Origin of the sequence: Solwaraspora sp. WMMB335, assembly GCF_049179075.1 — a bacterium.
Taxonomy (GTDB): domain Bacteria; phylum Actinomycetota; class Actinomycetes; order Mycobacteriales; family Micromonosporaceae; genus Micromonospora_E.
The window spans coordinates 4,057,789-4,083,754 of sequence record NZ_JBMHMF010000001.1 but is presented as its reverse complement, the minus strand read 5'-3'; the positions used below and the strand labels follow the sequence as shown (position 1 = coordinate 4,083,754).

The following is a 25,966-nucleotide window of genomic DNA, read 5'->3' as shown; positions in this document are numbered from 1 at the left end:
GCCCGACGCGATGACCGACGTCGATGCAATTTCGCCCAGGGCGCAGACCCGTATCGAGTTGACCATCGGGGGCATGACCTGTGCCTCCTGCGCGGCCCGGATCGAAAAGAAGCTCAACCGGATGCCGGGCGTGACGGCGACGGTCAACTACGCGACCGAGAAGGCCACCGCCATCGTCGACGATTCCGCCGTCACCGCGCAGGATCTGATCACGACCGTGCGGCAGACCGGCTACACCGCGACGTTGCCGCCGCCACAGTCGCCGATCGCCGGTGCCGCCGACGCCCAGGCCGGCGCCGCCGGCACCGCGCCAGCTGGCGGAGCCGACGACGAGTTGCGTGTGCTGCGTACCCGGCTGTGGATCTCGCTGGTCCTCAGCGTGCCGGTGATCCTGCTGGCCATGGTGCCCGCGTGGCAGTTCACCTACTGGCAGTGGGCCTCGCTGGTGCTGGCCGCTCCGGTGGTGGTCTACGGCGGGCTGCCGCTTCACCGGGCGGCCTGGATCAACCTGCGACATGGCGCCGCCACCATGGACACCCTGGTGTCGATGGGCACCCTGGCCGCGTTCGGCTGGTCGGTCTGGGCGCTGTTCCTCGGTGACGCCGGCATCCCCGGAATGACTCATCCGTTCAGCCTCGCCGTCGACCGTGGCATGGGCACCGCCAGCGTCTACCTGGAGGTCGCCGCCGGCGTCACCACGTTCATCCTGGCCGGACGCTACTTCGAGGCCCGGGCCAAGCGCCGGGCCGGTGCGGCGCTGCGCGCGTTGCTGCAACTGGGGGCGAAACAGGCCACCGTGCTGCGTGACGGTGTGGAAGTGCCGATCCCGGTCGACCAACTCGCCGTCGGCGACCGGATCGTGGTCCGCCCCGGTGAGAAGATCGCCACCGACGGCGTGGTCACGGAGGGCAGCTCGGCAGTTGACGCCAGCATGATCACCGGCGAATCGGTCCCGGTCGAGGTCGCTGCGGGCGCTGCCGTCGTCGGCGCCACCGTCAACGCCGGCGGCCGGCTGGTGGTGACCGCGACCAGGGTCGGTGCCGACACCCAGCTCGCCCAACTGGCCCGCCTCGTCGAGCAGGCGCAGAGCGGCAAGGCGGCCGCGCAGCGGCTGGCCGACCGGATCTCCGCGGTGTTCGTGCCGGTCGTCGTGGCCCTCGCCGTCGGCACCCTCGGCTTCTGGCTCGGTGCCGGTGGCGGGCCGGCGGCGGCGTTCACCGCCGCGGTAGCGGTCGCGATCATCGCCTGTCCGTGCGCGCTCGGTCTGGCCACCCCGACGGCGCTGCTGGTCGGCACCGGCCGGGGCGCCCAGCTGGGCATCCTGATCAAGGGCCCGGAAGTCCTCGAATCGACCAGGCGGGTCGACACCGTCCTGCTCGACAAGACCGGCACGGTCACCACCGGACGCATGGCCCTGGTCGACGTGGTCTGCGCGGCCGGGGTACGGCGTGCCGAGCTGCTGCGACTCGCCGGGGCGGTCGAGGCCGCCTCGGAGCACCCGATCGCCCGGGCCGTCGCGCAGGCCGCCCCGAAGATGCTCGCCCCGGAGACGCCCGCCCAGGCGGCGGGCGGTACGACGGCGGGCGGTACGGGCGAGGAGACGGGCGAGCCTGGGCGGCTGCCGCCGGTCAGCGGCTTCACCAGCCTGGCCGGGATCGGCGTACGGGGCACCGTCGACGGCCGTACCGTGCTGGTCGGCCGGCCGGGGCTGCTCGCCGAGGCAGGCCTGAGCGTTCCCGCCGATCTGGTCGCCGCCGCCGACGCAGCCGAGGCGGCCGGCCGGACCGCGATCATGGCGGGCTGGGACGGCCAGGCACGCGGCGTGCTGGTCGTGGCCGACGCGGTCAAACCGACCAGCCGGCCGGCGATCGCCGCGCTGCGCGACCTCGGGCTCACCCCGGTACTGCTCACCGGCGACAATCTCACCACGGCCCGGTCGGTCGCCGCCGAGGTCGGCATCGACGAGGTCGTCGCCGGGGTGCTGCCCGCCGGCAAGGTCGACGCCGTCAAGCAGCTCCAGGACCAGGGCAAGACGGTGGCGATGATCGGCGACGGGGTCAACGACGCCGCCGCGCTCGCCCAGGCCGATCTCGGCCTGGCCATGGGCACCGGCACCGACGCCGCGATCCAGGCAGCCGATCTGACCCTGGTACGTGGCGACCTGCACGCCGCCGTCGATGCGATCCGGCTGTCCCGGCGCACGCTACGTACCATCCGGGGCAACCTGTTCTGGGCCTTCGCCTACAACGTCGCGGCCCTGCCGCTGGCCGCCGCCGGGTTGCTCAACCCGATGATCGCCGGCGCGGCGATGGCCCTGTCGTCGGTCTTCGTGGTCACCAACAGCCTTCGGCTGCGCCGGTTCCGCCCGGTCGCACAATCGTTCAAGACCGGTTGATCCCGGCACCGCTAGAACCACGGGCGGGGTCCGGCTCACGGCCGGGCCGTGGCGGATCAGGTTCGAGCGGGAGGACATGCCGGTGCGTGAGGTGGGATTCGTCGGGCTGGGCGTGATGGGCCAGCCGATGGCGTTGAATCTGGCTCGGGACGCAGTGCCGTTGGTGGTCTGGAACCGTACGCCGCAGCGCTGCGCCCCGGTGACAGCAGCCGGCGCCCGGATCGCGAGCGGCCCGGCCGAGGTGTTCGCCCGGTGTGAGATCGTGCTGGCGATGCTCGCCGACGAGACCGCGATCGACACCGTGGTCGGCCGTGGCACCGACCGGATCGCGGCTCTGCGGGGCAGGACGCTGGTGCAGATGGGCACGGTCGCGCCCGCGTACTCGGCCGCACTCGGCGCGGACATCGCCGCGGTCGGCGGAGCCTACGTCGAGGCGCCGGTGTCCGGGTCGCGTGGCCCGGCGGAGGCCGGCGCCCTGGTCGCCATGGTGGCTGGCGCGGCGGGCGACACCGACCGGGTACGGCCGGTGCTCACGCCGATGTGCGCCGAGGTCTTCGACTGCGGGCCGGTGCCAAGCGCGTTGGTGACCAAGCTCGCGGTCAACGTCTTCCTGATCGCCATGGTGACCGGACTGGTCGAGGCGTTCCACTTCGCCCAGGAGCACGGCATCGACGCCGCGCTGTTTCGGCGGATCCTCGACGCCGGCCCGATGGCCTCGACGGTGTCCCGTGCCAAGCTGGCCAAGCTGGTCGACGACGACTACGCGGTGCAGGCATCGATCGTGGACGTACTGAAGAACAACCGACTGGTCGTCGAGGCGGCACGGGCGCAGGGCGTCGCGTCACCGCTGCTGGACGCCTGCCATGCGCTGTACGGGGAGACGGCCGATATCGGCCACGGAGGGGCCGACATGATCGGAGTGCTGCACGCGTTGCGTACGCGTACCGCCGGCCGCTGACCACCCGCCAGGAGTCAGCCCGTACGTCCGCTTGAAGGCGCGGGTGAAGTGGGCCTGGTCGGCGAAGCCGGCCGCCACCGCCGCGTCGGCCAAGCGGTGCCCGGCCCGGATGAGCGTCCGGGCCAGGTCGAGCTGCCGGCCGGTACGGAACCGGCTCGGGCTGGTGCCGAAGGCCGCCCGGAACTGGCGCGCGATCGACCAGCGGTCCAGGCCGGCGACGGCCTCCAGCTCCTCGGCCCGATGACGCCGGGCCGGTTCCTCGGCCAGGGCCGCCCGGACCCGCCGTACGGCGTCGACGTGCACCGGGTCGTGCCGGCGATGGCGGACCGGGCCGGCGTGGGTGCGCAGCATGTCGGCGATGACCGTGGTGATCTCGACCGCCTGCAGCGGATCGAGCGGTTGGTCGATGTCGGCGAGGAACTCGGCCAGCACGCGGGGCATCCGGGCCGGCCGGATCACCGGATCGGGAACGAACGGCAGCGGCCCGCCGCCGAGGGCGTCGTGGACCAGCGCCGGATCGAGGTAGACGATGCGATATCCGAAACCCTCGGCGGTGCCGGGGACGCCGTCGTGCAGCTCGTCCGGGTGCAGCACATGCCACTGTCCGGGCAGGCAGTGGCGCTGCTCACCCCGGTAACGGAAGGTCTGCACGCCGCTGCGGGTGACCCCGATGGCGTACGTGTCATGCCGGTGCGGCGCGAACCCCACCCCGACCAGTGCCGCCGCCAGCCGCTCGATGCCTGCGGCACCGCTACCGATGCGCAGGCGATGACCGGCTGGCGGCACGGCCGCTGGCTGGGCGGCCGGTGACGGCACGGTCACTTCTTGCGGGCCTTCGCCGTCGCCCGCGCGTTCGCCTTCTCGATCGCCCGCACCAGGTCATCCTTGTTCATGCTCGCCGGATCGTCGATACCGACCTGGCGTGCGACGTCGTCCAGGTGACCCTTGCTGGCGTTGACATCGACCCCCTGGGCGGTCCGGCGGGGCTGCCTGAGCGACCGCGGTGTGCCCTGGGCGGCCTGCGGGTCGGACGGACCCTTGCCGTCCTTCGGTTGCCAGTGGTCGCCGACCTTCTCGTGGGTGTGCTTGAGCGACGCGTATGCCGCACGGTGCGACCGGGCCGGGTCGTCGTAGCTCTCCTCTGCCGACTCCAGCGTCTTCTTGTACGTCCGTACGGCCTTGTCGTCGGAGCGCGCGATCGTGCTGGGCACGTCCTTGCGCATCTGCTCGGCCTGCTTGTGCTTGTCTTCCATTTTTCCTCCTCCGAACACCGGCTCGCTGGCCGTCGGCGGAGTCCGCCGTACGGGAACACTTACCCCTGGCCCGGCGGGCTAAGCCGTCGCGGTCATCCGGCCCCGCCAGGTGGCATGCCCGTACCGCTGCCGGGTACCCGGTGTCGAAGACCCGAACTGCGGAAGGAGCCGTCATGTCGGTCATCGCCCCACCGAGTCCGGTCAAGGACAAGAACTACGACCTGATCACCGTGCTGCAGAAGTCGCTGGAGAACGCGTGGCGGATGGGCACCTACATCGAAGACGCCGAGCGCAACGGTGATCGGGAACTCGCCCAGTGGTTCCGTCGGATCCAGGAGAACGATCTCAAAGCCGGTGAACAGGGCCGGCGCATGCTCGCCGATCGACTCACCGGCGAATCCTGATCTGCGTGGGCCTGCCCGCCGGTTTCACCGCGGACCTGGGCGGGCAGGTCCGCTGGGGACGATTCGTCGGGGAGGAGAGGCATGGTCGCGTCCATGACCCGCACGGCTGTCGAGACCCAGGCGCTGGCCCGCTATCGACGGGCGGCGGACTATCTCGCCGCCGCGATGATTTTCCTGCAGGACAACGTGCTGTTGCGGGAGCCGCTGCGCCCGGAGCATCTCAAGCCGCGGCTGCTCGGGCACTGGGGAACGTGTCCCGGCATCAATCTCGTCTACGCCGGGCTGGACCGGCTGGTCCGGGCGACCGGCCACCGTACCCTGCTGGTGACCGGGCCTGGTCACGGCGCACCGGCGGTGCACGCGAACCTGTGGCTGGACGGCACCCACGGCGACCGCGACCGGGCGTTGGTCCGTGACGGTGCCGGCCTGACCGAGCTGGTCCGGCGGTTCTCCTGGCCCGGCGGCTTTCCCAGCCACCTGTCACCCGAGGTGCCGGGCGTCATCCACGAAGGCGGGGAACTCGGTTACGCCCTGGCGACGGCGGTCGGTGCCGCACTCGACGACCCGGACCTGCTGGTCGCCTGCATCGTCGGTGACGGCGAGGCGGAGACCGGCCCGACCGCCGGCTCGTGGCAGTCGACCAAGTTCCTCGACCCGGCCACCAGCGGCACGGTGCTGCCGGTGCTGCACCTCAACGGCTACAAGATCGCATCGCCGACGGTGTACGCCACGATGAGCGACACCGAGCTGATCGACTATTTCACCGGCTGCGGCTGGTCGCCGCGCATTCTCGACGTGACCGCGGTAAACGACCCGGACGCCGCGCTGGCGCAGGTGCTCGACGGCGCGTACGCCGACGCCGCCGCGCTGCGCCGGCGCTGTCAGGCCGGCGAACGCCCGGACCGGCCGAGGTGGCCGATGCTGATCGTGCGCAGCCCGAAGGGCTGGGGGGTGCCCGAGGTCGACGCGCACGACAAGCCGCTCGGCGGCACCTTCCACGCCCACCAGGTGCCGCTCGGTGACGCGGCCGACGACCCGCAGACCCTGGCGCTGCTGGACCGCTGGCTGCGCTCGTACCGGCCGGACGAACTGTTCGAAGCCGGCGGGCAGCCGTACCCCGATCTGCTGGCCGTGCCACCCGCAGGCGACCTGCGGTTGGGCTGCGTGCCGCAGGCAAACGGCGGGCAGTTGCGTCGGGATCTGCCGCTGCCGCCGCTGGCACCGGCGGCCGTCGAGGTGACCGAGCCGGGTGTCACGGCGGCGAGCGCGACCGCGACCCTGGCCGGCTGGCTGGCCGAGTTGATGCGGGCCACCGCCGACCGCCGCGACTTTCGCATCATGTGCCCGGACGAGCTGGCGTCGAACAAGCTGGACGCGGTGCTGGCCGCCACCGACCGGGGGTACGCCTGGCCGGTGACCGGGTACGCCGAGCACCTCGCGCCGCACGGGCGGGTGCTGGAGGTGCTGTCGGAGCACCTGTGCCAGGGCTGGCTGCAGGGCTACCTGCTGACCGGCCGGCACGGCCTGTTTCCCTGCTACGAGGCATTCGTGTCGATCATCGACGGGATGGTCAACCAGTACGCCAAGTTCCTCAAGATGTCCCACGAGGTGCCGTGGCGGGCGCCGGTGGCTTCGTTCAACTACCTGCTGACCAGTGACGGCTGGCGCCAGGAACACAACGGCTACAGCCACCAGGGTCCCGGCTTCATCAACAACCTGCTCACCAAGAAGGCCTCGGTCGCCCGCATCTATCTGCCGCCGGACGCCAACACCCTGCTGGCCACGATGGCCAACTGCTTCGCCTCGACGGGAGCGATCAACCTGGTGATCGCCGGCAAGCAGCCCGGTCGGCAGTGGTTCGACCTGGCCGGTGCCCAGGCACACTGCCGGGCCGGTGCCGGGGCCTTGCACTGGGCCGGCAACGACCCGGCGGCCGGCGGTGCCCCGGTCGACGACGGCGGTGGCCCGGTCGACGACGGCGGTGGCCCGGTCGACGACGGCGGTGGCCCGGTCGACGACGGCGGCGGCGAACCGCAGGTGGTGCTGGCCTGCGCCGGGACCACCCCGACCATCGAGACGGTCGCCGCCGCCTGGCTGCTCCGCCGGCACGCACCCGACCTGCGGGTACGGGTGGTGAACGTGGTCGACCTGTTCACCCTCGCCCCGCGCGAGCGGCACCCGCGGGGCATGACCGACGGCGAGTTCACCCGATTGTTCGGCCGGCACGTGCCGGTGGTCTTCGCCTTCCACGGCTACCCGTCGGCGGTGCACGAGGTGCTGCATGGGCGACCGGACCCAAACCGGTTCCACGTCCACGGATACCTGGAGGAAGGCACCACGACCACGCCGTACGACCTGCTGGTGGCCAACGCGATGAGCCGCCACGATCTGGCCGGGCACGCCGTCACCTCGGCCACCGGCTGGTCCTCGCACGGTGGTGACATCGCCGACGACCTGCGGCGGGAACGGGACCGGCTGGTCGCGTACGCCTATCGGCACGGCACCGACGCATCCGAGATCAGCGACTGGCGGTGGACGCCGTGACCACGATCCTCACCGTCAACGCCGGATCATCCAGCCTGCACCTGGTCATGGTCGATCTCGTGGTCGATCTCGTGGCCGGCGACTGGGCGGTCGGCGACCAGGGGGACGGCGATCGGGCGGACGGCGATCGGGTTGGGGCGCGGCTGGACCGCGACGACGCACCCGGTTCGACCGGCGCGGCCCGCGCGGTGCGTGACTTCGTCGCGGCCAACCCGGCACCGGATCTGGTCGGCCACCGGCTGGTGCACGGCGGTGACCGGGTCCGTCGCCCGACCGCCGTCGTCGACGACGAGACGCGCAGCGCACTCGACGCGCTGGCCGAGTTGGCGCCGCTGCACGTGCCGCCGGCGCTGGCCCTGCTCGACCAGCTGCGGGAGCTGCTGCCGGGTGTACCGCAGGTGCTCTGCCCGGACACCGCCTTCCATGACGGTTTGCCGGCGCACGCGACCACCTATCCGCTGCCGGCCGGCTGGCGGCAGCGCTGGGGGTTGCGCCGGTACGGCTTCCACGGGCTGTCGTACGCCTATGCCACCCGACGGGCGGCGGATCTGCTGGGCCGACCGGTCGACGAGTTGCACCTGGTGCTGGCCCACCTCGGCGGCGGCGCCTCGGTCTGCGCGGTCCGCCATGGACGCAGCGTGGACACCTCGATGGGATTCACCCCGCTGGACGGCATCCCGATGAGCAAACGCTCCGGTGCGGTCGACCCCGGCATGCTGCTCTGGCTGCTCGACGGTCGGCTCAGCCGCCAGGAGGTCGACGACGGGTTGAACCGCCAGGCCGGACTGCTCGGTCTGTCCGATGGCCGGTCCGGTGACACCCGAGACCTGGTCGCGGCGGCGGACGGCGACCCCTGCGCCGCGCTCGCGCTGGACGTCTACACCCACCGGGTACGCCGGGAGATCGCCGCCGCCGCGACGTCGCTACAGCGGCTGGACGCGGTCGTGTTCACCGGGGAGATCGGCTGGGACCAGCCGGAGGTGCGCGACGGAATCTGCGCCGGGCTCGGGCTGCTCGGTGTACCGCTGCCGGTCACCGGCAACCGCACCGACGACGGCCCGGTCAGCCCGGCCGGTGCGGACGTCCCGGTGCTGGTCGTGCAACCACGTGAGGAACTCCAACTCGCCCGCGACACCCTCGCCGCCGGGTCCCCGCCGACGTGACGCTCGGCCAGCAATAAGTCTCGGCGCGCTCGGACCAGCAAGGAGTGTCGGCCCCGCCAAGTACGATCCTGCCGTCGTCGACGGATCAGCCGTGCGGGAGCAGCAACCGATGGTCACCGATGAAACGCTCGCCCGCATCAACCAAGGGGTCCAGCTGCACCATCAGCAAGGCCAGCGGGCCGCCGCTCGCGACCTGTTCGCCCAGATCTGGGACGAAATCGGCGGGGAGCGCGGCGATCCGTTGCACGTCTGCGTCCTCGCGCACGCGATGGCCGATGTGCAGGACGACGTCCACCAGGAGCTGCTCTGGGACCAGCGAGCACTGGTGGCGGCCGACCTGCTCACCGACGCCCGGGTCGCGCAGGCGGGAGTGCCGCTGCCGGTGGCCGGTCTGTACCCGTCGCTGCACCTCAACCTGAGTGAGTGCCATCGCAAGCTCGGCGATCTCGGCCGGGCCCGCGAGCACCTTCACCGCGCGCAGGCGGGAATCGGCACGCTTGGCGACGACGAGTACGGGAAGCTGATCAGGGACGGTCTGGACCGGCTGGCGCGGCAGCTCGCCGCCGAGTAGCCGTGCCGGCCCGCACCGGTTGACACCCGCCGGATCGGCGATGGGCGCATGCTCAGGTGACGGTGGGCCGGCCGAAGTGGTCGGCGAAGAACCCGCCCGCCTCCTCGGCGACCTGTTCCAGGGCACCGGGCTCCTCGAACAGGTGCGTGGCGCCGGGGATGATCCGCAGCTCGGCGGCCACGCTCATGGTGTTGCGGGCCTGCTCGTTGAGGTCGAGCACCTGCTGGTCCCGTTCGCCGACGATCAGCAGGGTCGGCGCTTCGACCTCGGTCAGTGCCGGGCCGGCGAGGTCCGGGCGGCCACCCCGGGACACCACCGCTCGTACCGCCTCGGGTCGGGCGGCGGCGGCGATCAGCGCGGCGGCGGCGCCGGTGCTGGCCCCGAACAGCCCGACCGGCTGCGGCTGGGTCTCCGGCTGGGCCCGCAGCCAGTCGATCGCACCGATCAGCCGGTCGGCGAGCAGGCCGATGTCGAACCGCAACCGCCGGGTCTGCACGTCGACCAGCTCCTCGTCGGCGGTGAGCAGGTCGATCAGCAGGGTGGCCACGGGCCGCCGGTGGAGAGCGGCGGCTACCGCCTGGTTGCGCGGGCTGTGCCGGGAGCTGCCGCTGCCGTGCGCGAACAGCACCAGTCCGCTGGCGCCGGCCGGCACGGTCAGATCGCCGGTGAGGTCCACCCCAGCGGCATCGACCCGGGTCGCGGTCGTCCAGGCGGCCATGTCGATCACTCTCCATCGAAGCAGGGGTACGAGGCCAACGGTTCACGGAAGCAACGGTGTCCGAACACTCCTTCGTACCCAGCTTCCGGCAACTGATGCCGAGTCGTGCGTCCCGGCGGCGTCATCGGTTCCTGACCAGGTGCCGGTCACGGTTGACGGCCGGGTGACGCGGCGTCCGGCAGATTCGAGCCACCGGAAAGCCCCGCCCCGGCGGGTGCGACCGCCTCACCCGTGTCGCGTAGGCCGTGCAGGGAGGCTCGATGATCAGGACGATGCTCCGGATCCGCGCGCGGTCCGGATCGGAACCGGCGGTGGCCACCGCCTGGCGCGCGGCGGCCGGAAACATCGCCCGGTCCGCCGGCAACCTGCGGCGGCAGCTCCTGGCCGATGCCACCGACCCCCGGGCGTACGTCGTGGTCACCGAATGGGTCGACGAATCGGCGTTGCGCGGCTACGAGGCCGGGCCGGTCGCCGCCCGGTTCACCAAGGCGGTACGGGCGTTGTGCGAGCCGGTCGGGCCGGACGCCTACCGGATGCTGCGCGAGCTTGCTGAGCCCAGCGACCCGATCGATGTGGGAGATCTGGCCGAGATCGACGCGTCGACCATCGGCTCCGGCCCCGGCGGTGCGGAGATATTCGTCGATGTCGAGATCCGGGTGCCGGCCCACCGGCTCGTCGAATTCCAGCGCGGGTATCCCGAGGTCACCGTCCGGATGGCGCGGGTGCCGGGATACCTGTGGGAGGAGTTGCTGCGGGATCCCGGTTCGGACGTCTACCACATTTTCGCCCGGTGGCGCAGCGAAACCGAATTCTACCGATGGATAGCCGACCCGGCGCACAAGCGGAAGGAAGCCGGCCCCATCGCGCCGTTCCTGCTGCAGTTCCGGCGCCGCCTGTTCCATTCGGTGTCACCCCCGGCTACCAGGACCGAGATCACGGTGAGTCAGCCCGGGCAGGAGGCCGGCACGCAGCACAACGGTACGGACGTACTCGTCGTCGGCGCGGGACCGACCGGGTTGACGCTCGCCATCGAGTTGGCCCGGCGCGGCATCGACTGCCAGGTGATCGACAAGCTGGCCGCGCCGTCCGGCCAGGCCGACAAGGCGATCGGGGTGCATTGCCGCACGATGGAGATCTGGGAACGCCAGGGGGTCGTGCAGGAGGCGATGAACGCCGGCAGCTGGCTCACCGGACAGGCGGTCTTCGTCAACGGCACCGAAACCCACCGGATCAGCTGGGAGCTGCCGGAACTACCGTACGAACATCTTGGTCTGCCGCAGTACGAGACGGAACGCCTGCTCACCGACCGGCTGGCCGCGTTCGGCGTACGGCCGCGGCGCGGGGTCGAGCTGCTGTCCTTCACCGACAGCGGCGGCGCGGGCGGAACCGGCGCGGGCGGAACCGCCGCGAGCGACGTCACCGCCACGCTGGCGCTGCCCGGCGGAGCCGGCCAGGAGACGATCCGCGCCAAGTACCTGGTCGGCTGCGACGGCGCGCACAGCCGCGTCCGGGAACTGCTCGGGTTGACGTTCACCGGCGGGCTCGGCCGGTTCCCGCAACTGTTCATGCTCGGCGACGTCGACGTGGACTGGGACATGCCGGACGGACACCTGCTGCGGCTGATGCACACCGACGCAGCTGGACAGATGGACAACATGCTGGTCTGCGTGCCGTTGCGCGGTGAGTCACGGTACCGGATCGCCACCCTCGCCCCGGCCCGGTTCTTCGCCGCCACCGGCGGCCGGGACGCGCCGCCGGGATTCAGCGAGGAACTCGCCGAGCCGACCCTCGCCGATGTCCAGGCCGCGCTGGAGCAGTTGGCACCGCCCGGCACCCGGGCGTCGAACCTGCGCTGGTCGTCGGTGTTCCGGATCAGCCACGGCATCGTCGACCGCTACCGCGACGGCCGGGTGTTCGTGGCCGGCGACGCGGCACACCTGCACCCGCCGGCCGGTGGCCAGGGTATGAACACCGGCATCCAGGACGCCTGGAACCTGGGCTGGAAGCTGGCCCTGGCGGCGCGTGGCCGCGATGCGCCCGGTCTGCTGGACAGCTACCAGGTCGAGCGACGGCCGGCGGGTGCGGAGATCGTCGGGCGGGCGGTACGGATGGCCTTCACCGACGAACTCGATCACGCCGACCTGAAGCGGCAGTTTCTGCAGGAGATGTCGATGCTGCTGACGTACCGGGGCAGCCCGCTGGTCGGCGAGTCGCTGGCCGGCCCGGACTCGCTGGGGGCCGGTCCCGCCCCCGGCGACCGGGCACCGGACGTCGCTGGGTTGCACCGGCGGGGCGTCGGGCATCCGCTGCGGCTGCACGAGCTGATCGGCGGCACCCGGCACACCCTGCTGGTCTACGCGGACGCCTCGGCCGGCGAGGCGGAGGTGGCCGCCGTCGAGAAACTGGCCACCGACGTCCGCGAGCAGTCGGCCGGCGAGGTGGACAGCTATCTGCTGCTCAGCCCGGACGTGGCCGCGCCGCCGATGCCCAGCCCACCGGTGCTGCGCGACACCGTCGGCGAGTTCCGCACCGCGTACGACGTGTGTGGCACCGCCCTCTACCTGATCCGCCCGGACGGTCACGTCGGGTTCCGCAGCCGGCCGGTCGACGCCGAGGCCCTGCGCGCCAATCTGCACCAGGTGTTTGGAGGTACGAATTGACGACGGTACGCACCGTGCTCGCCATGCGCACCCGGCCCGGCTGCGAGCAACGGTTCGAAACGGAGTGGCTGGCGGCGGCCGAGCAGATCCGTACCCTCGACGGCTGCCTGCACCAGGACCTGGTCCGCGACGCGGACGATCCGCGCATGTACCTGATCATCAGCGACTGGGCCGACCGGGAACGGCTGGACGCCTTCGGCCGCAGCGAACAGCGCGACCAGCTCCTGCGAGTGATCCGGGAGCTGCGCGAATCCGCGCACCGGCACACCTACCACGTACTGCACACCGTGCCGGGTGAACTTGACGAGCCCGAGACGACGAAGCCGCAACGACGGAGGAGCCGAGATGACTGAGGAGCACGCCGTCGCGGCGTCGGAGCTCTACACCGACGAGTACGCGGCCGACCCGTACCCGATCTACGCCCGGATGCGGGAGGAAGCGCCGGTACGGCTGGTCCGTTCCCCCCGGTTCGACTCCTATCTGATCGCCAGGTACGACGACGCCCGGGCGGCGCTGACCGACCCGAGACTGTCCAAGGACCTGTACGGACCAGGCCAGCACTACCTGCGGATCTTCGGCCCGAACTCGGAAGGGCTGAACAAGAACATGCTGAACTCGGATCCGCCGGAGCACAGCCGGCTGCGCCGGTTGGTGTCCCAGGCGTTCGCGCCACGCCGGATGGAGGCGCTGCGGCCCCGGGTGGTGCAGGTCGTCGACGACCTGCTGGACAAGATCGTGCCGCGGGGCTCCTGCGACCTGATGCACGATTTCGCGATTCCGCTGCCGATGGTGGTGATCTGTGAGCTGCTCGGGGTGCCGCGTGCCGATCACGACCGGGTGCAGTCGTGGACGCAGGTGATCCGGACCTCCGGATCGTCACGGCGCAGCCCGGACGAGGAACGGGCCGCCGTGCAGGACGTTCAGCTCAAACTGCACGGATACCTGGCCGAATTGGTGCGGGTCAAGCGAGAACAACCCGCCGACGACATGATCAGCGCACTGATCGAGGCGTGTGACCACGACGGCAGGCTGTCCGAGCGGGAGCTGGTCTCCACCGCGTTCTTGCTGTTGTTCGCCGGGCACCAGACCACCGCCGATTTCATCGGCAACGCGATGCTGGCCCTGCTGACCAACCCCGAGCAGCTCGACCTGCTGCGGGCCCGGCCGGAGCTGCTGTCGTCAGCCATCGAGGAGCTGATCCGGTTCGACGGCCCGCTGCCGGTGGCCAGCCCTCGGATCGCCACCGAGGACGTCGAGTACGACCAGGTACGGATCCCGGCCGGTTCGGTCGTGGGCGTGGTGCTCAACTCCGCGAACCACGATCCGGCGCACTTCGCCGACCCGGACCAGCTCGACGTCACCCGCGACCGTGGCCCGCATCTGGGCTTCGGGCACGGCGTCCACTACTGCCTGGGCGTCTCACTGGCCCGGATGGAGGCGCAGATCGGCATCGGGTCGATGCTGCGCCGGCTGCCGGGTCTGCACCTTGCCGTGCCGGTCGGCGAGCTGCGCCGGTTGCCGGCCGCGTCGCCGTTTCGGGGCCTGCTCGAACTTCCACTCCGTTTCGACGACCAGCACCAGTCCTGAGGGTCGAACGACCAGCGTCGACAAGGCAGAGGAGTAGATGCCATGACCATCCCCTTCCGTACCGTGATCGTCGCCAGGATCGCCCCCGGCACCCACCAGAAGGTCGCCGACGTCTTCGACTACTACGACAACAGCACCCGGCCGCAAGATTTCGGGGTGATCGGGCGTCGCCTGCTGTCGTTGGACGATCTGTACATCCACCTGGTCGAGCGCAAGGAGGATCCAGCGGTGTCCGGGCAGACCCGCGGGCTGCCCGCCTTCCAGAAGATCACCGAAATCATCTGCCAGTACGTGACGCCGTACCAGAAGAACTGGCGGAATCCGTCCGACTCGGTCGCCAAGGAGTTCTACCGCTGGGTGCCGGCCGAAACCGTGTCCGGCGAGCCAACGGACGAGCGCCACCTGACCGTCATCGTCGGGCGGATCAAACCTGGCGCCGAGCCGAATGTCGCCCGCATCTTCGCCGACTCCGATGCCGGACCGCTGCCGGTCGAGATGCAGGTGACCGGCCGCTGGCTGTACTCGTCCGAGGACGTCTACGTGCACCTGCTGGAGCGGTCGGTGCCGCCGTCCGCCGACGACGCCCGGATCCACCAGACACCCAAGTTCGGCGACATCATGGCTGAGCTGAGCCCGTACATCGGCCCGTACGCCCCGGGCGACTGGCGGGACCACCGGGACGCGGTGGCCAGGCAGTTCTACCGCTGGCAGGCCGTCGACTGAGCCAACGGACCGGGGCGTTCAGGCGAAACCGCAGGTAGCGCGGCAAGTCGGCTGAAAAACTGGGATGGTGACGTCCCCGCATCCGTTGCGCCGATCGCGCTGGCTCCAGCCGATCCTGCCGGGCAGCCGGGTGACCAGTCTCGAACTCTTCTACGATCTGATCTTCGTCTTCGCCTTCCTGAACGTGGCAGGGCTGCTGTCGCGGGACACCAGGGCCGGCTCGTTGCTGTCCGGGGCGGTGGTGCTGGCGCTGCTCTGGTGGTGCTGGACCGGGTTCGTCGCCCTCGGCAACACGGTACGGGTAGATCATGGCCCGCTGCCGGTGATCGGAGTGGCGATCATGGCGGCCACCTTCGTGATGGCCCTGTCCATCCCGCAGGCGTTCGTGAACCAGCCCGGTGATCTGCCCGGCCCGGTCGTGTTCGGTGCGTGCTATCTGGCCGTACGACTGTTGACCCTCGCGGCCTTCTGGTCCGTACTGACCACGGCCGGGCGTTCCCGGCGGCAGTTGTGGGCGCTGGTCGCACCGGCGGTGCTGGCCAGCGCCCTGATCGCCGCTGCGGTCCTGGTTCCGCGGCTGACCACGGCACACGCCGTGGCCGAGGTCCGGGTCGGCCTGTGGATCGCCGCTCTGCTGGTCGAGTACTCGATCGGGCTGGTGCTGCCGTACGCCCGCTGGTCGGTCGTTTCCGCCGGGCACTGGAGCGAACGGCACGCGCTCATCGTGCTGATCGCGCTGGGCGAGGCGGTGATCTCGCTCGGACTGGCACCGGGCCGGTTCGACCGGCTCAGTCTGACCGGGCCGGTGGTCGTCGCGTCGGTCCTGGGGATCGTGCTGGTCGGCATGCTGTGGTGGCTGCACTTCGACACCCTCGCGCCCTCCGTCGAGCAGGCCCTGCACGGCACCCGCGACGAGGTACGGATCCCGCTGGCTCGCGACGTGTTCACCTACCTGCACCTGGCGATCGTGATCGGGGTGGTCTACACCGCCCTCGGGCTCAAACTGATCGTGGAGGTGATCGCCGAACCGGACGTGTCGGTCGCGACGAACGCCCTCGTCCCGCTCTACGGTGGCGTCGCGCTCTACCTGTTGGCCGAGGCGGGGATCGCGGCCCGGACGTTTCGCCGTCCTCGCTACTCGACCGTGCTCGCTGGTACGACGGTGGTCGGGCTCGGCTATCCGGCCGCGCTGCTGCCCCCGCCCGGTGCGTTGTTCCTGCTCGTCGGCGTCTGCGCGGTGCTCGCCGCGTTCCAGTTCGTCGCCGGTACCGGCGGGCGGCGCGAGGTACAGGCGACGCTGCACGGGCAGGAGCAGGCCGCGCAGCAAGCGGTCAGCCGGTGGCGCGCCGAGAATCTGTGACCGGCGGTCACGATTCGTTTCGCCGGCCCGCCCGGCTGGCTGCCGGCGGTCGGCTCCACGGCCAGCGGCCGTCCAGCTCGACTTCCAGCGAGAAGCTCAGGAAGGTGCGTACCGCAACGATCATCGCCAGCACGCCGACGCTCTGGAAGGTCGGCGAAATCGCCACGGTCCGGATGATGTCGCCGGCGACGAGCAACTCCAGTCCGAGCAGGATCGCCCGGCCGAGGTCCTGCCGGTACCTGCGGTAGTTCGCCCGTAGGTCCTCGTGGCGCCTGATGCCGCGCAGGTAGAGCACGCTTCCGGTGAGCACTCCGGTCAGGATGATCATGACTCCGAGGGCGTCGATCGTCGTGCCGACCAGCCGGACCGCCGTCTCGAAGTTCATCCCGGCGGCTCCCCGAACGGCGGCGGTCAGATGCACCGCCACGGTAACCAGGCCGGAGCCGTCGGGTAGCCGATATCGGGACGGATCAGCCGGCGAGGCGTACCGCTGCCTGCCGGGCGGGACTGACCGTGGCCGGCAGCCGTACGGTGAACATGGCACCCTTGCCCGGGTGTCCGGCCGCCTCGATGGTGCCCCGATGCGCGGTGACGACCTCGCGTAACAGGGCCAGCCCGAGGCCGACGCGGAGTCGGTCGGCTCCGGCACCGCGATGGAACCGGTCGAAGATGCGGTCGTCGGGGTCGAAGCCGTCGCCGGTGTCCGCGACGATCAGTTCGATGGCGTCGCCGAGCTCGCTGCGGCGTACCAGCACGTCGATGCGGCCGCCCGGCTGGGAATGCCGCAGCGCGTTGGCCAGCAGTTCGCTCACCACCCGCCGCAGCGCCGACTCGACCCCGGTCACGGACAGCGGCTCATCCGGCCGGCTCAGCGCGATGACCACGCCGCACTCGTCCGACCGGTCGCTCTCGGCGAGCACCGCGGTCTCGACGAGAGCGGCCAGATCCACCGGGTCGGCGGGCCTGGCATCGGCCGGGGCGGCCGCGAGCCGGGCGGACAACAGCAGGTCGTCGACCACCTCACCAAGCCGCCGGGTGGTGCCGACCAGCCGGTCCAGATCGGCGGTGTAATCCGGTGGCAGCGCGCCGTTGCGGGCCCGTCGGGCGAGTACCTGAGCCCGGGTGTGCACCTGGGCGATGGGCGTGCGCAGTTCGTGGCTGGCGTCGGCGATGAAGCGCCGTTGCCGGACCAGTGCCTCGGCCAGCGGCGCGACGGTGAGCCAGCCGACGACCATGCCGCTGGCCAGTGCCGCCAGCAGCCCGATCGCTTCGGTCACGGCGAGGGCCAGCAGCAGGTGTCGGCGGTCGGCGAGTTGATACCTGGCGTCGAACACGGCCTGGATGGTGTCGCCGCCGCGTGGCTGGGTCAGCACGAAGTAGACCGTGCCGTTGCGCTTGACCGTGGTCTCCTGGGCGGCCCTGGTGGCGGCGACCGTGTCCAGCGCACTACGCAGCGGGAACCCGGCGGGTGGAGGCACCGAGCCGACCTGCAGCTGGCTGCCGTGCAGCAGGAACAGCCAGGTGCATCCCGGTGGGCCGGACGGGTCGCTGCGGCTCGCCGTGTAGAGCAGCTCGCGGTGGATCTGCTCCTGCTGCCCGTGGACGAGCATGGCGTACGCGATGCCGCCGACGAGGGTGACCAGCGTGGTCACCGCCAGGCCGACCATGATGCCGACCCGCAACCGGGCCCGCGCGATGACGGTGCGCTCGGCGGCCGCCCAGGACGGCCCGGCCGGCTGCGACGTGACCGTTTGCGACGTGGCCGGCCGGGACTTGGCCGATCGGGACCTGGCCGGTCGGGCGGCGGACAGCGGCGGCATCACAACGCACCGAGCCGGTAGCCGATGCCGTGCACCGTCCGGATCACCGTCCGGCCGAGCTTACGGCGCAGGTAGTACACATAGGTGTCAACGATAGACGTGGCGGTGGCATCGTCGAAGACCTGCCGGCGTAGGCCGGCCCGGGAATGCACCATGGTCGGCTGGGTGGCGATCACCCGGAGTAGCTCGAACTCCCGCAGCGAAAGCGCGACCCGGACCCCGTCGGGCAGCACCACGTCACGCAGCCCGAGATCGAGCCAGCCGCCGCCCACCGGTACCGCCTCGGCGGCGTCCAGGGACCGCCGGCACAGGGCCCGTAGCCGGGCGGTCAGCTCGTCCAACTCGAACGGCTTGACCAGGTAGTCGTCGGCCCCCGCGTCCAACCCGGCCACCCGGTCGCCGACCGCGCCGAGCGCGGTGAGCATCAGCGCCCGGGTCGCCACCGCGCGGGAACGTAGCCGGGCCAACACGTGCAGCCCGTCGATCGCGGGCAGCACCCGGTCGATGACCATGACGTCGTACGACCGGGTCAGCCCCAGATGCAGGCCACGCTGTCCGTCCCGGGCGGCATCGACCTCGTAGCCTTCGTCGGCGAGTGTTTCTGCCAGCATGGTGGCGAGGTCGGCGTCGTCCTCGATCAGCAGCAGGCGGTGGGCGGGTGGCGGCGCCACACTTGCCGTCATCACGTGTCGAGAATCGCATACCATATCTGGCCAGGCATAGACCGAAAACGATTTCTAGGGAGTTTCTGCGGGCGCGGGGCGCGTCCCGGCCACCGTAGCCGACGGCCCCGTCCCGCCGCCATGATCGCGCTCGGCCCGCTCGAACAGGCTCAGCAGCGGCGTTGTCATCAGGGTAGTCACCAACGCGACCAGGACCAGCGCGGTGAACAGTGTGGGATTGACCACTCCGGCGGTCAATCCCACATTGAGCGCGATGAGCTGCATCAACCCGCGAGCGTTCATCAAGGCGCCGACCCGCAACGCGACACCGTTGGTCTCGCCCCGCAGCCGCGCCGCCAGCCAGCACGAGCCGAACTTGCCGAGGACCGCGACCACCACGCAGGCCAGGGCGAACATCAGCACCGACGGTCGGGCGAGCAGACCGAACTCGGTGTGCAGGCCCGAGTAGGTGAAGAACAGTGGCAGGAAGACGGTCTGGCAGACCGGAACCAGCGTCTCCACGACCCGATCGGTACGGGGATCGTGCGGCATCACCGCGCCGACCGCGAAGGCGCCGAACACCGCGTACAGCCCGATCTCGTCGGTGTACCAGGCCACCGCGAACAGCAACGCCACGATGGCCAACAGCCGGGACTGGTCACCTAGCCGGCCATCGCGGATCAGCGCCGCCGCGGCCCGGGCACCGACCAGCCACAACAGCAGCCCGAACAGGACGGCCCCGCCGATGGTGACCAGGGCCGGACCGGGCCGGCCGGTGGCCGCGGCGAGCACGACGGCGAGCAACACCCAGGCCACCACGTCGTCGATCGCGCCGCTGGCCAGCGCGAGCGAGCCGTGCCGGGTGCCCGCCTGCCCGCGTTCGGTGATGATCCGGGCGAGCATCGGGAACGCGGTGATGGCCAGGGTGACGCCGACGAACGCCGCCGACACGGCCAACGGGACGCCGGGGGCCAGAATCGGGACGTGCGCCGCGGTGGCGAACACCAGCAGCGCACCGAGGCCCAGCGGGGCCAGCACTCCGGCGAGCGAGACCGCTCCGGCGGTGCCGAACAGGTTCGGCACGCGGTGGGTGGTGAACGCGTATCCGGCCTGGAACATGAAGATGACCAGGCCGACCTGCCCCACCACGTACAGCACCGGGTACAGCTGTTCCGGAAACAGCACATCCTGGGCGGCCGGGGCGAACAGCCCGAACAGCGACGGTCCGAGTAGGACACCGGCGAGCATCTCGCTCACCACCGCCGGCTGGCCGACCTTGCCGAGCAGCCAGGCGACCGCCCGGCAGCAGAGCAGGATGACCGCCACGGCGAGGAAGAACCGCGGTGCCAGATCGACCGGACTCATTGGCCCTCCACCAGGGGTCGACCGCGCGGATCAACGCCCGGTCTGTTCGAAGTAGCTCGCGCACAGCCGCTGGCGGCGTGCGTCGATCACCATCACGCTGCCGAGCACCAGCTGGACGACGCTGCGCCGGACGTCGGCCCAGCGGTCGGCGGTGCGCATCAGCCACAGCCGGACCGGCCCTGGCCGCCGGGCTCCGGCTGGTACGAGCAAGCACGGGCCCCGGCTCGGCAACGACCGGTCGTGGCGGACCGAGGAGACCAACGCGTACCGGCGCAGCACCTCATGGGTCACCGCCCGCATCATCACCGGTGCGACGCCGCGCGCCGGGCAGGCGCGGTTCGCGGTGACGCCGAACGGGACGAAGTGTGCTTCGCGCCGGGGCAGCTCCAGCCAGCGGTCCGGATCGAACTCGCCGTCGGCGGCCGGACCGGTGCGCTGGTAGGCGAGGTAGTTGAACAGCAGCACGGAGCCGGCCGGCAGCGTGGTCGTGGCGTCCACCTCGATCGGCGCGGAGGTGATCCGGTGCGCCACCCCGAACAGCGGATGCACCCGCAGCGTCTCGTCGATCACCCGATCCAGCATCCGGTCGGCCTGCTCGGCCGGGCCGGCGAGCGCCTCGCGCAGCGCCTGCTGGGTCGGCCGATGCTGAGCGATCGCCAGCAACAGGTGCGCCATCGCCTCGGACATCTGCACGACCGCGGTGTTGAAGAACGCCCCCTGCAGGTACCAGGCCGTCTCCTCGGCGGTGAACGGCGCCGGCAGTACCACCGGCGCGGTACCCGCGTCGATGCGCCCGCGCAGGTACCGGGTCAGCCGCGCCCGCCGGTCCAGATGCCGCAGACCGCAGCACTTGAGCGCGGTGACCACGTCGTCGGCGTTCGCGACGATCAACGCCCGGGCGTCCGGCGGGCACGCCTCGCCGAAGACCAACTCGTAGTAGACCTCTGCCCAGACCGGCATCATCACGTCGCGCAACCGGACCCGGGCGACCCCCTCGGCCGGCAGCCGGTCCAGCATCCGGCCGGTGGCCGAGGCCGCCAGCTCGGCAGACCGTTGGTGCGGCACGGCCAGCACCTGCCGGGTGGTACGGGCCACGGTGCGGTAGCGCTCACCCGGCTCCAGATGCTCCTGATGCATCTGCGGCCCCGGCGACAGCCAGTACCAGAACAGGTCGGACAGCCCGGCTCCCCGGCTGCGTCCGTCCGCCGCCGGATCGGCGTACACCCGCTCGAAGTGCTCCGCCCCGACCAGCGGCCCGGGCACCGCGATGCCCTCGGTGCCGTTCACCCGGGCGAAGACCCACTGCCGCAACCCGATGACCGCTGGCGGCAACCACCGCGGCAGGGTCCACACCACGACGAGCAGGACCACGGCTATCAGCACGGCGAGCGGCATTTGTACGGCGGGCGGCGTCATCGGCGTACCACCGGTCGGATCAGATCCGGGGTGAGCTCGGCCGGGCTGCCGGCCCCGGCCAGCGCCATCGCCCGGTCCAGGTCGGCGCGCAGCAGCTCCAGCACCTGCCGTACGCCCGCCTCGCCGGCGGCGGCCAGCCCCCACACCACGGGACGGCCGACGCCGACGGCGACCGCCCCGAGCGCCAGCGCGGTGAGCGCGTCGGTGCCCCGGCGTATCCCGCCGTCCAGCAGTACCGGGAGCTGCCCGCCGACGGCGTCGACCACGGCGCCCAGCGCGTCGATGCTGGCTGGCACGCCGTCGAGTTGCCGGCCGCCGTGGTTGGACACCAGCACCGCGTCGGCGCCGTGGCGCGCGGCCAGCGCGGCATCGGCCGGATGCAGGATGCCCTTGAGCACGATGGGCAGCCGGGTGATCTGGCGCAGCCACTCGATCCGTGACCAGTCCAGTCCGGCATCCATCACGATCGACCGGATTCCGCCGGTCTCCGGATCGCGCATGTTCTCGCAGCACAACCCGTCCGGCAGGTCGAGGAAGCCGTGCCGCAGGTCGCGCTCCCGCCGGCCGAACACCGGCGAGTCGACGGTGACCACCAACGCGCCACAGCCGGCGGCCTCCGCCCGCCGGACGACCGACTCGGTGAACGCCAGGTCCGGCTGCGGGTAGAGCTGGAACCACAGCCGGGGTGGCCGGTCCGCCTCGGCGGCGGCCGCCGCGATCGTCTCGATCGCGGTGGTGGCCGCCATGCTGACCACCATGATCGTGTCGGCGGCGGCGGTCGCCCGGGCGCAGCCCGCCTCGCCGTCGGGGTGAGCGAGTCGGTGGAACGCGGTCGGTGACACCAGCACCGGCATCGAGATGGTTTCGCCGAACAGCTTCGTGCGCAGGTCGCGGGTGCCGACGCCGCGTAGCACCCGGGGCAGGATCCGGTAGGCGTCGAAGGCGGCCTCGTTGTCGCGCAGGGTCCGCTCGTCGCCGGCCCCGCCGGCAAAGTAGCTGTCGAGCACCGGGTCGAGCCGACGGCGGGCCACCTCCCGCAGGTCGGCCACGTTCACCGAGGTCGGGCTGGTCATTTGTCCGCGGTGGCGAGGCAGCGTTCGAGGAAGGCCACCAACGGCGCCCGGTGCACGTCCGGGCGGTCCCACTGGTTTTCCAGGTTCTCGGCCAGATGGTGGACCGCGGCGACCGCGCCGTCGCGGTGCAGGCGCACCACCGGATGCAGGTACGCCGCGTCGTGCGCCTCGCCGACCGAGTCCTGCGCGATCCGGCCGACCGACACGTCGAACGGGTCCACCTGGTCGTGCTCGGGGCCGTACTCCAGGGTGATCGCGAACGCGTGCGTCGGTTCGTGGTCGGGAGCGGACAGTCCGGTACGCACGAGGTAGTCGACCGGCACCTCCTCGTGGTAGCGGGCGTCCGGTCCGGCCACCGTCAGCACGTCGGCGAGCACCCCGAACAGCTGCCACAGCGCCGAGGTGCGGTTGACCCTGGCGATGATGGCGTCGGCCATCGCCGCCGGTTCGGCGTCGATCTTCTCGGCCGGCCAGGCCTCACCGGCGTAGCGGCGTTGCAGGATCCGGTGCAGCGCGCGGACCCCGTACCGGAAGCCGTGGATGAAGCCGCTGGTCGACTTCTTGAAGTCGCGCTGCTGGTTGAGCGTGCCGGCGAAGAACAGGTCCGGCACGTTCACCGACTCCCATTCCGGCGTCTGGGCCGGGAACCGATCGTTGATCGCCAGCTCCGGGCGGACGTCCTCGGCGAAGATCGACGGGTCGAACCGGAAGCCGGTGCAGACCAGGACCCGGTCGTAACGCAACTCCTTGACGACCTCGTTGGCCCGGCTGAAGCTGAAGGTCACCCGGTAGCCGTCCGCGTCGCGGACGATGCCGCGCACCTCACCGTCGAGGATCGCGTTGGCCGACTTCAGCTGGTAGGTGTCGAGGAAGTTGTTGTTCACCGCGCGCAGGTGGCCGACGTAGTGGGTGCGCCAGGCCATCCGGATCGAGCCGGGGCCGGCCACGTGGATCAGCGAGGTGGTCTCCAGCAGGTTCTCCGCCGTCTCGAACGCCGAGTTGCCCTTGCCGAGGATCAGTACCCGCTGGTCGAGGAAGTCCCGTGGATCGACCGGCATGTCGCCGTACCCTTCGGCGAGTTCGATGCCGGGCACCGACGGGACGTGCGGCTGGGACACTCCGGTCGCCACCACCACGCAGCGTGCGTGGTGGACGGTGCCCGACCCGTCGGTGACGGCGAACCCGCCGGCCGCCTCGCGGGCGACCCGGACCACCGGGCACTCGTAGCGAACCTGTACGCCGGTCGCGGCGGCGAAATCGGCCAGGTAGCGCACCATCAGGTCGGCCGACGGGAAGTACCGCTCGGTGTAGCGGGTGAACAGCAGCTCCGGGTCGTCGCTGAGCAGCGAGTTCCAGTCCAGCCGCAGGTTCAGTTCCGGGTCGGTCGATCCGGTGTGCGGCTTGTTGATCGAGATCAACTGGCGGTGTCGCGGATAGTGCTCGAAGAAGGCACCTGGCCCGCTGGCGGCTTCGAGCACCAGGTAGGACGGTTGTCCGGACCGCTCGAAGAGCGACGCGAGCTGTAGCCCGGCCGGGCCCGCCCCGATGATCAGATAGTCGAGCATCGCTGAAGTCACCACCTGACGCTATGAAGGACAAATCACAACAAATTCAGCTCTTTACGACCTGCCCGGACCCGACCTGCCCGGACCCGGCCGGTTCGCTCGCGTCGGCGGTGCCGCCCGGGCCGGCGGCGTCGTCGACCTGGTCGAGCAGGTCGGCGGCCCGTCGTACGTCCCGATCGAGCGGGCGATCGGGATCGATCGCCGGTACCACCTCGACCAGTTGGTCGAACAGTCGCGCGCACCCCGGCGCGGTTGGCCGGCGCGCACCCACGTGCACCGCCTGGCGCAGTCCGACCGCCAGTGAACCGCAGAGCAGCCGCAGCAGCCGTGCCTGATCCACCGCGCGCAACGCGGCCTGCGTGCCGAACGGCACCACATCCTGGTTGTGCAGGTTGGTGGGCAGGCTCTGCGAACTGACCGGGGCGACCTCCCGGCGGATCTGCGCGATCAGCGCGGTCGCTGCCAACTGCGCGCCCTGCAGCCCGTGCTGCTGGCCGGGGCCGGCGGCGAGCATCGGCGGCAGGCCGCCGTTGCGGTTCGGGTCGACCAGCAGATCCAGTTGCCGCTCGACCAGGTTGCCGACCTGAGCGGCGACCATCGACAGCAGATCGGCGGCGAACGCCGCAGGCTGACCGAAGAAGTTCCCGCCGTGCAGCACCAGGTCGTCATCCGGGAAGAAGAGCGGATTGTCGCTCACCCCACCCAGGTCCGCCGCCACGACCTCGTCGGCGTAACGCAGCGCACCCTCCGCCGCGCCGAGCAACTGCGGGCCGCACCGGATGCTGTACGCCTCCTGCAGCGGCCGGGTGCCCGACGGCTGTGCCCCGGCCAGCAGCCCGCGCATCCGGGCGGCCACGTCGACGGCGCCCGGATGGCCGTACGCGGCGAGTAGCCGCGGGTGCAGGAACTGTCGCGTGTCGCAGCCGAGCACGTCGGCGAGCAGGCAGGCCAGCCGCTGCGCGGACCGGTGCGCGACGCGGATCGCGTGCAGCGCGGTCGCGGCGGCGGCGGTGGTCACCGACGTGCCGTTCACCAGCGCCAGCGCGTCCCGCCCGTCGAGTGTCAACGGCGTCAACCCGGCCCGGCGCAGCGCCTCGCCGGCCGACAGCCGCTCACCGTCCAGATAGGCCCAGCCCTGACCGCGCAACGACCCGGTGGCGTAGGCCAGCGGAATCAGGTCACCGCTGGCACCGACCGACCCGAACCGGGGAATCGCCGGAGCGAACGTGGTCGCGAGCATGGCGACCAGCGCGTCGACCACGTGCGGTGAGACGCCCGAAGCGCCCTGGGCCAGCGACCACACCCGGATCAACATCGCGGCCCGGGCCACCGCCGGTTCGATGTCCGGACCCTGTCCGGCACCGAGATGGGCCAGCGTGTTGTCGGCCTGGTCGGCCTCGTTGTCGCGGCCGGCGAAGCCGACCAGCGCGCCGAAGCCGGTGGTGGCACCGTAGACGGTCCGGTCGCCACCGAGCACCGTCCGTAAATACGAACGGCAACCCTGCACCCGGCCACGTACCGCCGCAGTGACCTCGATGTTCACTGCGCCAGCCACGCGCCGTAGGTCGGCCGGGTGCAGGGGGCTTGTCAGATCGATGACATCGATCTCAGTCGCCGTACGGCTGGTCACCTGGCCGACCGTAGCCACGGAATCTCAGAACGCTCTCAGGGCGGATCGAGGGTCGATTGAATCTGAGTAATCTCTGAATCCGTGTCGCTAGCGTCGCGC

22 protein-coding genes are annotated in these 25,966 nt (G+C 71.2%); 11 read left to right on the top strand and 11 right to left on the bottom strand.

Annotated features, from left to right (window positions below; genetic code table 11):
- Window positions 1-10 precede the first annotated feature (10 nt).
- The gene (locus ACN27F_RS17505) at window positions 11-2,395 is read left to right on the top strand and encodes a heavy metal translocating P-type ATPase (protein WP_421434667.1); all 2,385 of its coding nucleotides are present in this window, start codon (window positions 11-13) and stop codon (window positions 2,393-2,395) included.
- Between the two features lie 76 nt (window positions 2,396-2,471).
- Window positions 2,472-3,353, top strand: coding sequence for an NAD(P)-dependent oxidoreductase (locus ACN27F_RS17500; protein WP_421434665.1), 882 nt, complete (start codon window positions 2,472-2,474; stop codon window positions 3,351-3,353).
- Here ACN27F_RS17500 and ACN27F_RS17495 read toward each other — a convergent pair.
- Together ACN27F_RS17495 and ACN27F_RS17490 are read right to left on the bottom strand one after the other, a co-directional pair.
- Entirely contained in the window at window positions 3,237-4,169 is a 933-nt protein-coding gene (locus tag ACN27F_RS17495) for an AraC family transcriptional regulator (protein WP_421434664.1), read from the bottom strand. The two genes, ACN27F_RS17500 and ACN27F_RS17495, sit on opposite strands and share 117 nt — an antisense overlap.
- A 2-nt stretch (window positions 4,170-4,171) precedes the next feature.
- Entirely contained in the window at window positions 4,172-4,606 is a 435-nt protein-coding gene (locus ACN27F_RS17490) for a ChaB family protein (RefSeq protein WP_421434662.1), read from the bottom strand.
- Window positions 4,607-4,779: 173 nt separating this feature from the next.
- Here ACN27F_RS17490 and ACN27F_RS17485 point away from each other — a divergent pair, with 173 nt between their 5' ends.
- The 4 genes from ACN27F_RS17485 (at window position 4,780) to ACN27F_RS17470 (ending at window position 9,288) form a co-directional block, all read left to right on the top strand.
- The gene (locus ACN27F_RS17485; RefSeq protein ID WP_421434660.1) at window positions 4,780-5,010 is read left to right on the top strand and encodes a hypothetical protein; all 231 of its coding nucleotides are present in this window, start codon (window positions 4,780-4,782) and stop codon (window positions 5,008-5,010) included.
- Between the two features lie 93 nt (window positions 5,011-5,103).
- A complete protein-coding gene (locus tag ACN27F_RS17480; RefSeq protein WP_421434658.1) occupies window positions 5,104-7,554 on the top strand; it encodes a phosphoketolase in 2,451 nt (816 codons plus the stop codon).
- Window positions 7,551-8,717, top strand: a complete 1,167-nt coding sequence (locus ACN27F_RS17475) for an acetate/propionate family kinase (RefSeq protein WP_421434656.1) — start codon at window positions 7,551-7,553, stop codon at window positions 8,715-8,717. Before ACN27F_RS17480 ends, ACN27F_RS17475 begins: the two co-directional genes overlap by 4 nt.
- A 91-nt stretch (window positions 8,718-8,808) precedes the next feature.
- Window positions 8,809-9,288 (top strand): hypothetical protein, encoded by a 480-nt coding sequence (locus ACN27F_RS17470; protein WP_421434654.1) that lies wholly within the window; start codon window positions 8,809-8,811, stop codon window positions 9,286-9,288.
- Between the two features lie 52 nt (window positions 9,289-9,340).
- On the opposite strand, the gene ACN27F_RS17465 is transcribed toward ACN27F_RS17470, so the two are convergent.
- The gene (locus ACN27F_RS17465; protein WP_421434653.1) at window positions 9,341-10,006 is read right to left on the bottom strand and encodes a dienelactone hydrolase family protein; all 666 of its coding nucleotides are present in this window, start codon (window positions 10,004-10,006) and stop codon (window positions 9,341-9,343) included.
- Between the two features lie 260 nt (window positions 10,007-10,266).
- Here ACN27F_RS17465 and ACN27F_RS17460 point away from each other — a divergent pair, with 260 nt between their 5' ends.
- The 5 genes from ACN27F_RS17460 to ACN27F_RS17440 all read left to right on the top strand — a co-directional run bounded on the left by ACN27F_RS17460 (window position 10,267) and on the right by ACN27F_RS17440 (window position 16,336).
- Window positions 10,267-12,666, top strand: coding sequence for an FAD-dependent monooxygenase (locus ACN27F_RS17460; RefSeq protein ID WP_421434651.1), 2,400 nt, complete (start codon window positions 10,267-10,269; stop codon window positions 12,664-12,666).
- Window positions 12,663-13,019, top strand: coding sequence for a putative quinol monooxygenase (locus tag ACN27F_RS17455; RefSeq protein WP_421434649.1), 357 nt, complete (start codon window positions 12,663-12,665; stop codon window positions 13,017-13,019). The genes ACN27F_RS17460 and ACN27F_RS17455 overlap by 4 nt, the downstream gene beginning before the upstream one ends.
- Entirely contained in the window at window positions 13,012-14,253 is a 1,242-nt protein-coding gene (locus tag ACN27F_RS17450) for a cytochrome P450 family protein (protein WP_421434647.1), read from the top strand. The genes ACN27F_RS17455 and ACN27F_RS17450 overlap by 8 nt, the downstream gene beginning before the upstream one ends.
- Before the next feature lie 42 nt (window positions 14,254-14,295).
- A complete protein-coding gene (locus ACN27F_RS17445) occupies window positions 14,296-14,976 on the top strand; it encodes a TcmI family type II polyketide cyclase (protein WP_421434646.1) in 681 nt (226 codons plus the stop codon).
- A gap of 67 nt (window positions 14,977-15,043) precedes the next feature.
- Entirely contained in the window at window positions 15,044-16,336 is a 1,293-nt protein-coding gene (locus tag ACN27F_RS17440; protein ID WP_421434644.1) for a low temperature requirement protein A, read from the top strand.
- A gap of 7 nt (window positions 16,337-16,343) precedes the next feature.
- Here ACN27F_RS17440 and ACN27F_RS17435 read toward each other — a convergent pair whose 3' ends face one another.
- The 8 genes from ACN27F_RS17435 to ACN27F_RS17400 all read right to left on the bottom strand — a co-directional run bounded on the left by ACN27F_RS17435 (window position 16,344) and on the right by ACN27F_RS17400 (window position 25,867).
- A complete protein-coding gene (locus tag ACN27F_RS17435; RefSeq protein WP_421434642.1) occupies window positions 16,344-16,721 on the bottom strand; it encodes a DUF1622 domain-containing protein in 378 nt (125 codons plus the stop codon).
- An 85-nt stretch (window positions 16,722-16,806) separates the two neighbouring features.
- Entirely contained in the window at window positions 16,807-18,156 is a 1,350-nt protein-coding gene (locus tag ACN27F_RS17430) for a sensor histidine kinase (protein WP_421434641.1), read from the bottom strand.
- Entirely contained in the window at window positions 18,156-18,839 is a 684-nt protein-coding gene (locus ACN27F_RS17425; protein ID WP_421434639.1) for a response regulator transcription factor, read from the bottom strand. The genes ACN27F_RS17430 and ACN27F_RS17425 overlap by 1 nt, the downstream gene beginning before the upstream one ends.
- Before the next feature lie 54 nt (window positions 18,840-18,893).
- Window positions 18,894-20,183, bottom strand: coding sequence for a cation:proton antiporter (locus tag ACN27F_RS17420; RefSeq protein ID WP_421434637.1), 1,290 nt, complete (start codon window positions 20,181-20,183; stop codon window positions 18,894-18,896).
- Window positions 20,184-20,213: 30 nt separating this feature from the next.
- Complete coding sequence (locus tag ACN27F_RS17415; RefSeq protein WP_421434635.1) at window positions 20,214-21,599, bottom strand: cytochrome P450; 1,386 nt, start codon at window positions 21,597-21,599, stop codon at window positions 20,214-20,216.
- Window positions 21,596-22,672 carry an alpha-hydroxy acid oxidase gene (locus tag ACN27F_RS17410; RefSeq protein WP_421434634.1) on the bottom strand — a complete coding sequence of 359 codons (1,077 nt, stop codon included), beginning with the start codon at window positions 22,670-22,672 and terminating at the stop codon, window positions 21,596-21,598. Before ACN27F_RS17410 ends, ACN27F_RS17415 begins: the two co-directional genes overlap by 4 nt.
- Window positions 22,669-24,249, bottom strand: coding sequence for an FAD-dependent oxidoreductase (locus ACN27F_RS17405; protein ID WP_421434633.1), 1,581 nt, complete (start codon window positions 24,247-24,249; stop codon window positions 22,669-22,671). Before ACN27F_RS17405 ends, ACN27F_RS17410 begins: the two co-directional genes overlap by 4 nt.
- Window positions 24,250-24,283: 34 nt before the next feature.
- Entirely contained in the window at window positions 24,284-25,867 is a 1,584-nt protein-coding gene (locus tag ACN27F_RS17400) for an aromatic amino acid ammonia-lyase (protein WP_421434631.1), read from the bottom strand.
- Window positions 25,868-25,966: the final 99 nt, after the last annotated feature.

Excerpts from the sequence above, each read along its gene's own strand:
- ACN27F_RS17500 (WP_421434665.1), top strand. The coding sequence starts at position 2,472 with ATGCCGGTGCGTGAGGTGGGATTCGTCGGGCTGGGCGTGATGGGCCAG.
- ACN27F_RS17415 (WP_421434635.1), bottom strand. The coding sequence starts at position 21,599 with ATGACGCCGCCCGCCGTACAAATGCCGCTCGCCGTGCTGATAGCCGTG.
- ACN27F_RS17490 (WP_421434662.1), bottom strand. The coding sequence starts at position 4,606 with ATGGAAGACAAGCACAAGCAGGCCGAGCAGATGCGCAAGGACGTGCCC.
- ACN27F_RS17465 (WP_421434653.1), bottom strand. The coding sequence starts at position 10,006 with ATGGCCGCCTGGACGACCGCGACCCGGGTCGATGCCGCTGGGGTGGAC.
- ACN27F_RS17480 (WP_421434658.1), top strand. The coding sequence starts at position 5,104 with ATGACCCGCACGGCTGTCGAGACCCAGGCGCTGGCCCGCTATCGACGG.
- ACN27F_RS17410 (WP_421434634.1), bottom strand. The coding sequence starts at position 22,672 with ATGACCAGCCCGACCTCGGTGAACGTGGCCGACCTGCGGGAGGTGGCC.
- ACN27F_RS17435 (WP_421434642.1), bottom strand. The coding sequence starts at position 16,721 with ATGAACTTCGAGACGGCGGTCCGGCTGGTCGGCACGACGATCGACGCC.
- ACN27F_RS17425 (WP_421434639.1), bottom strand. The coding sequence starts at position 18,839 with ATGACGGCAAGTGTGGCGCCGCCACCCGCCCACCGCCTGCTGCTGATC.
- ACN27F_RS17450 (WP_421434647.1), top strand. The coding sequence starts at position 13,012 with ATGACTGAGGAGCACGCCGTCGCGGCGTCGGAGCTCTACACCGACGAG.
- ACN27F_RS17485 (WP_421434660.1), top strand. The coding sequence starts at position 4,780 with ATGTCGGTCATCGCCCCACCGAGTCCGGTCAAGGACAAGAACTACGAC.
- ACN27F_RS17445 (WP_421434646.1), top strand. The coding sequence starts at position 14,296 with ATGACCATCCCCTTCCGTACCGTGATCGTCGCCAGGATCGCCCCCGGC.
- ACN27F_RS17505 (WP_421434667.1), top strand. The coding sequence starts at position 11 with ATGACCGACGTCGATGCAATTTCGCCCAGGGCGCAGACCCGTATCGAG.
- ACN27F_RS17430 (WP_421434641.1), bottom strand. The coding sequence starts at position 18,156 with ATGCCGCCGCTGTCCGCCGCCCGACCGGCCAGGTCCCGATCGGCCAAG.
- ACN27F_RS17420 (WP_421434637.1), bottom strand. The coding sequence starts at position 20,183 with ATGAGTCCGGTCGATCTGGCACCGCGGTTCTTCCTCGCCGTGGCGGTC.
- ACN27F_RS17460 (WP_421434651.1), top strand. The coding sequence starts at position 10,267 with ATGATCAGGACGATGCTCCGGATCCGCGCGCGGTCCGGATCGGAACCG.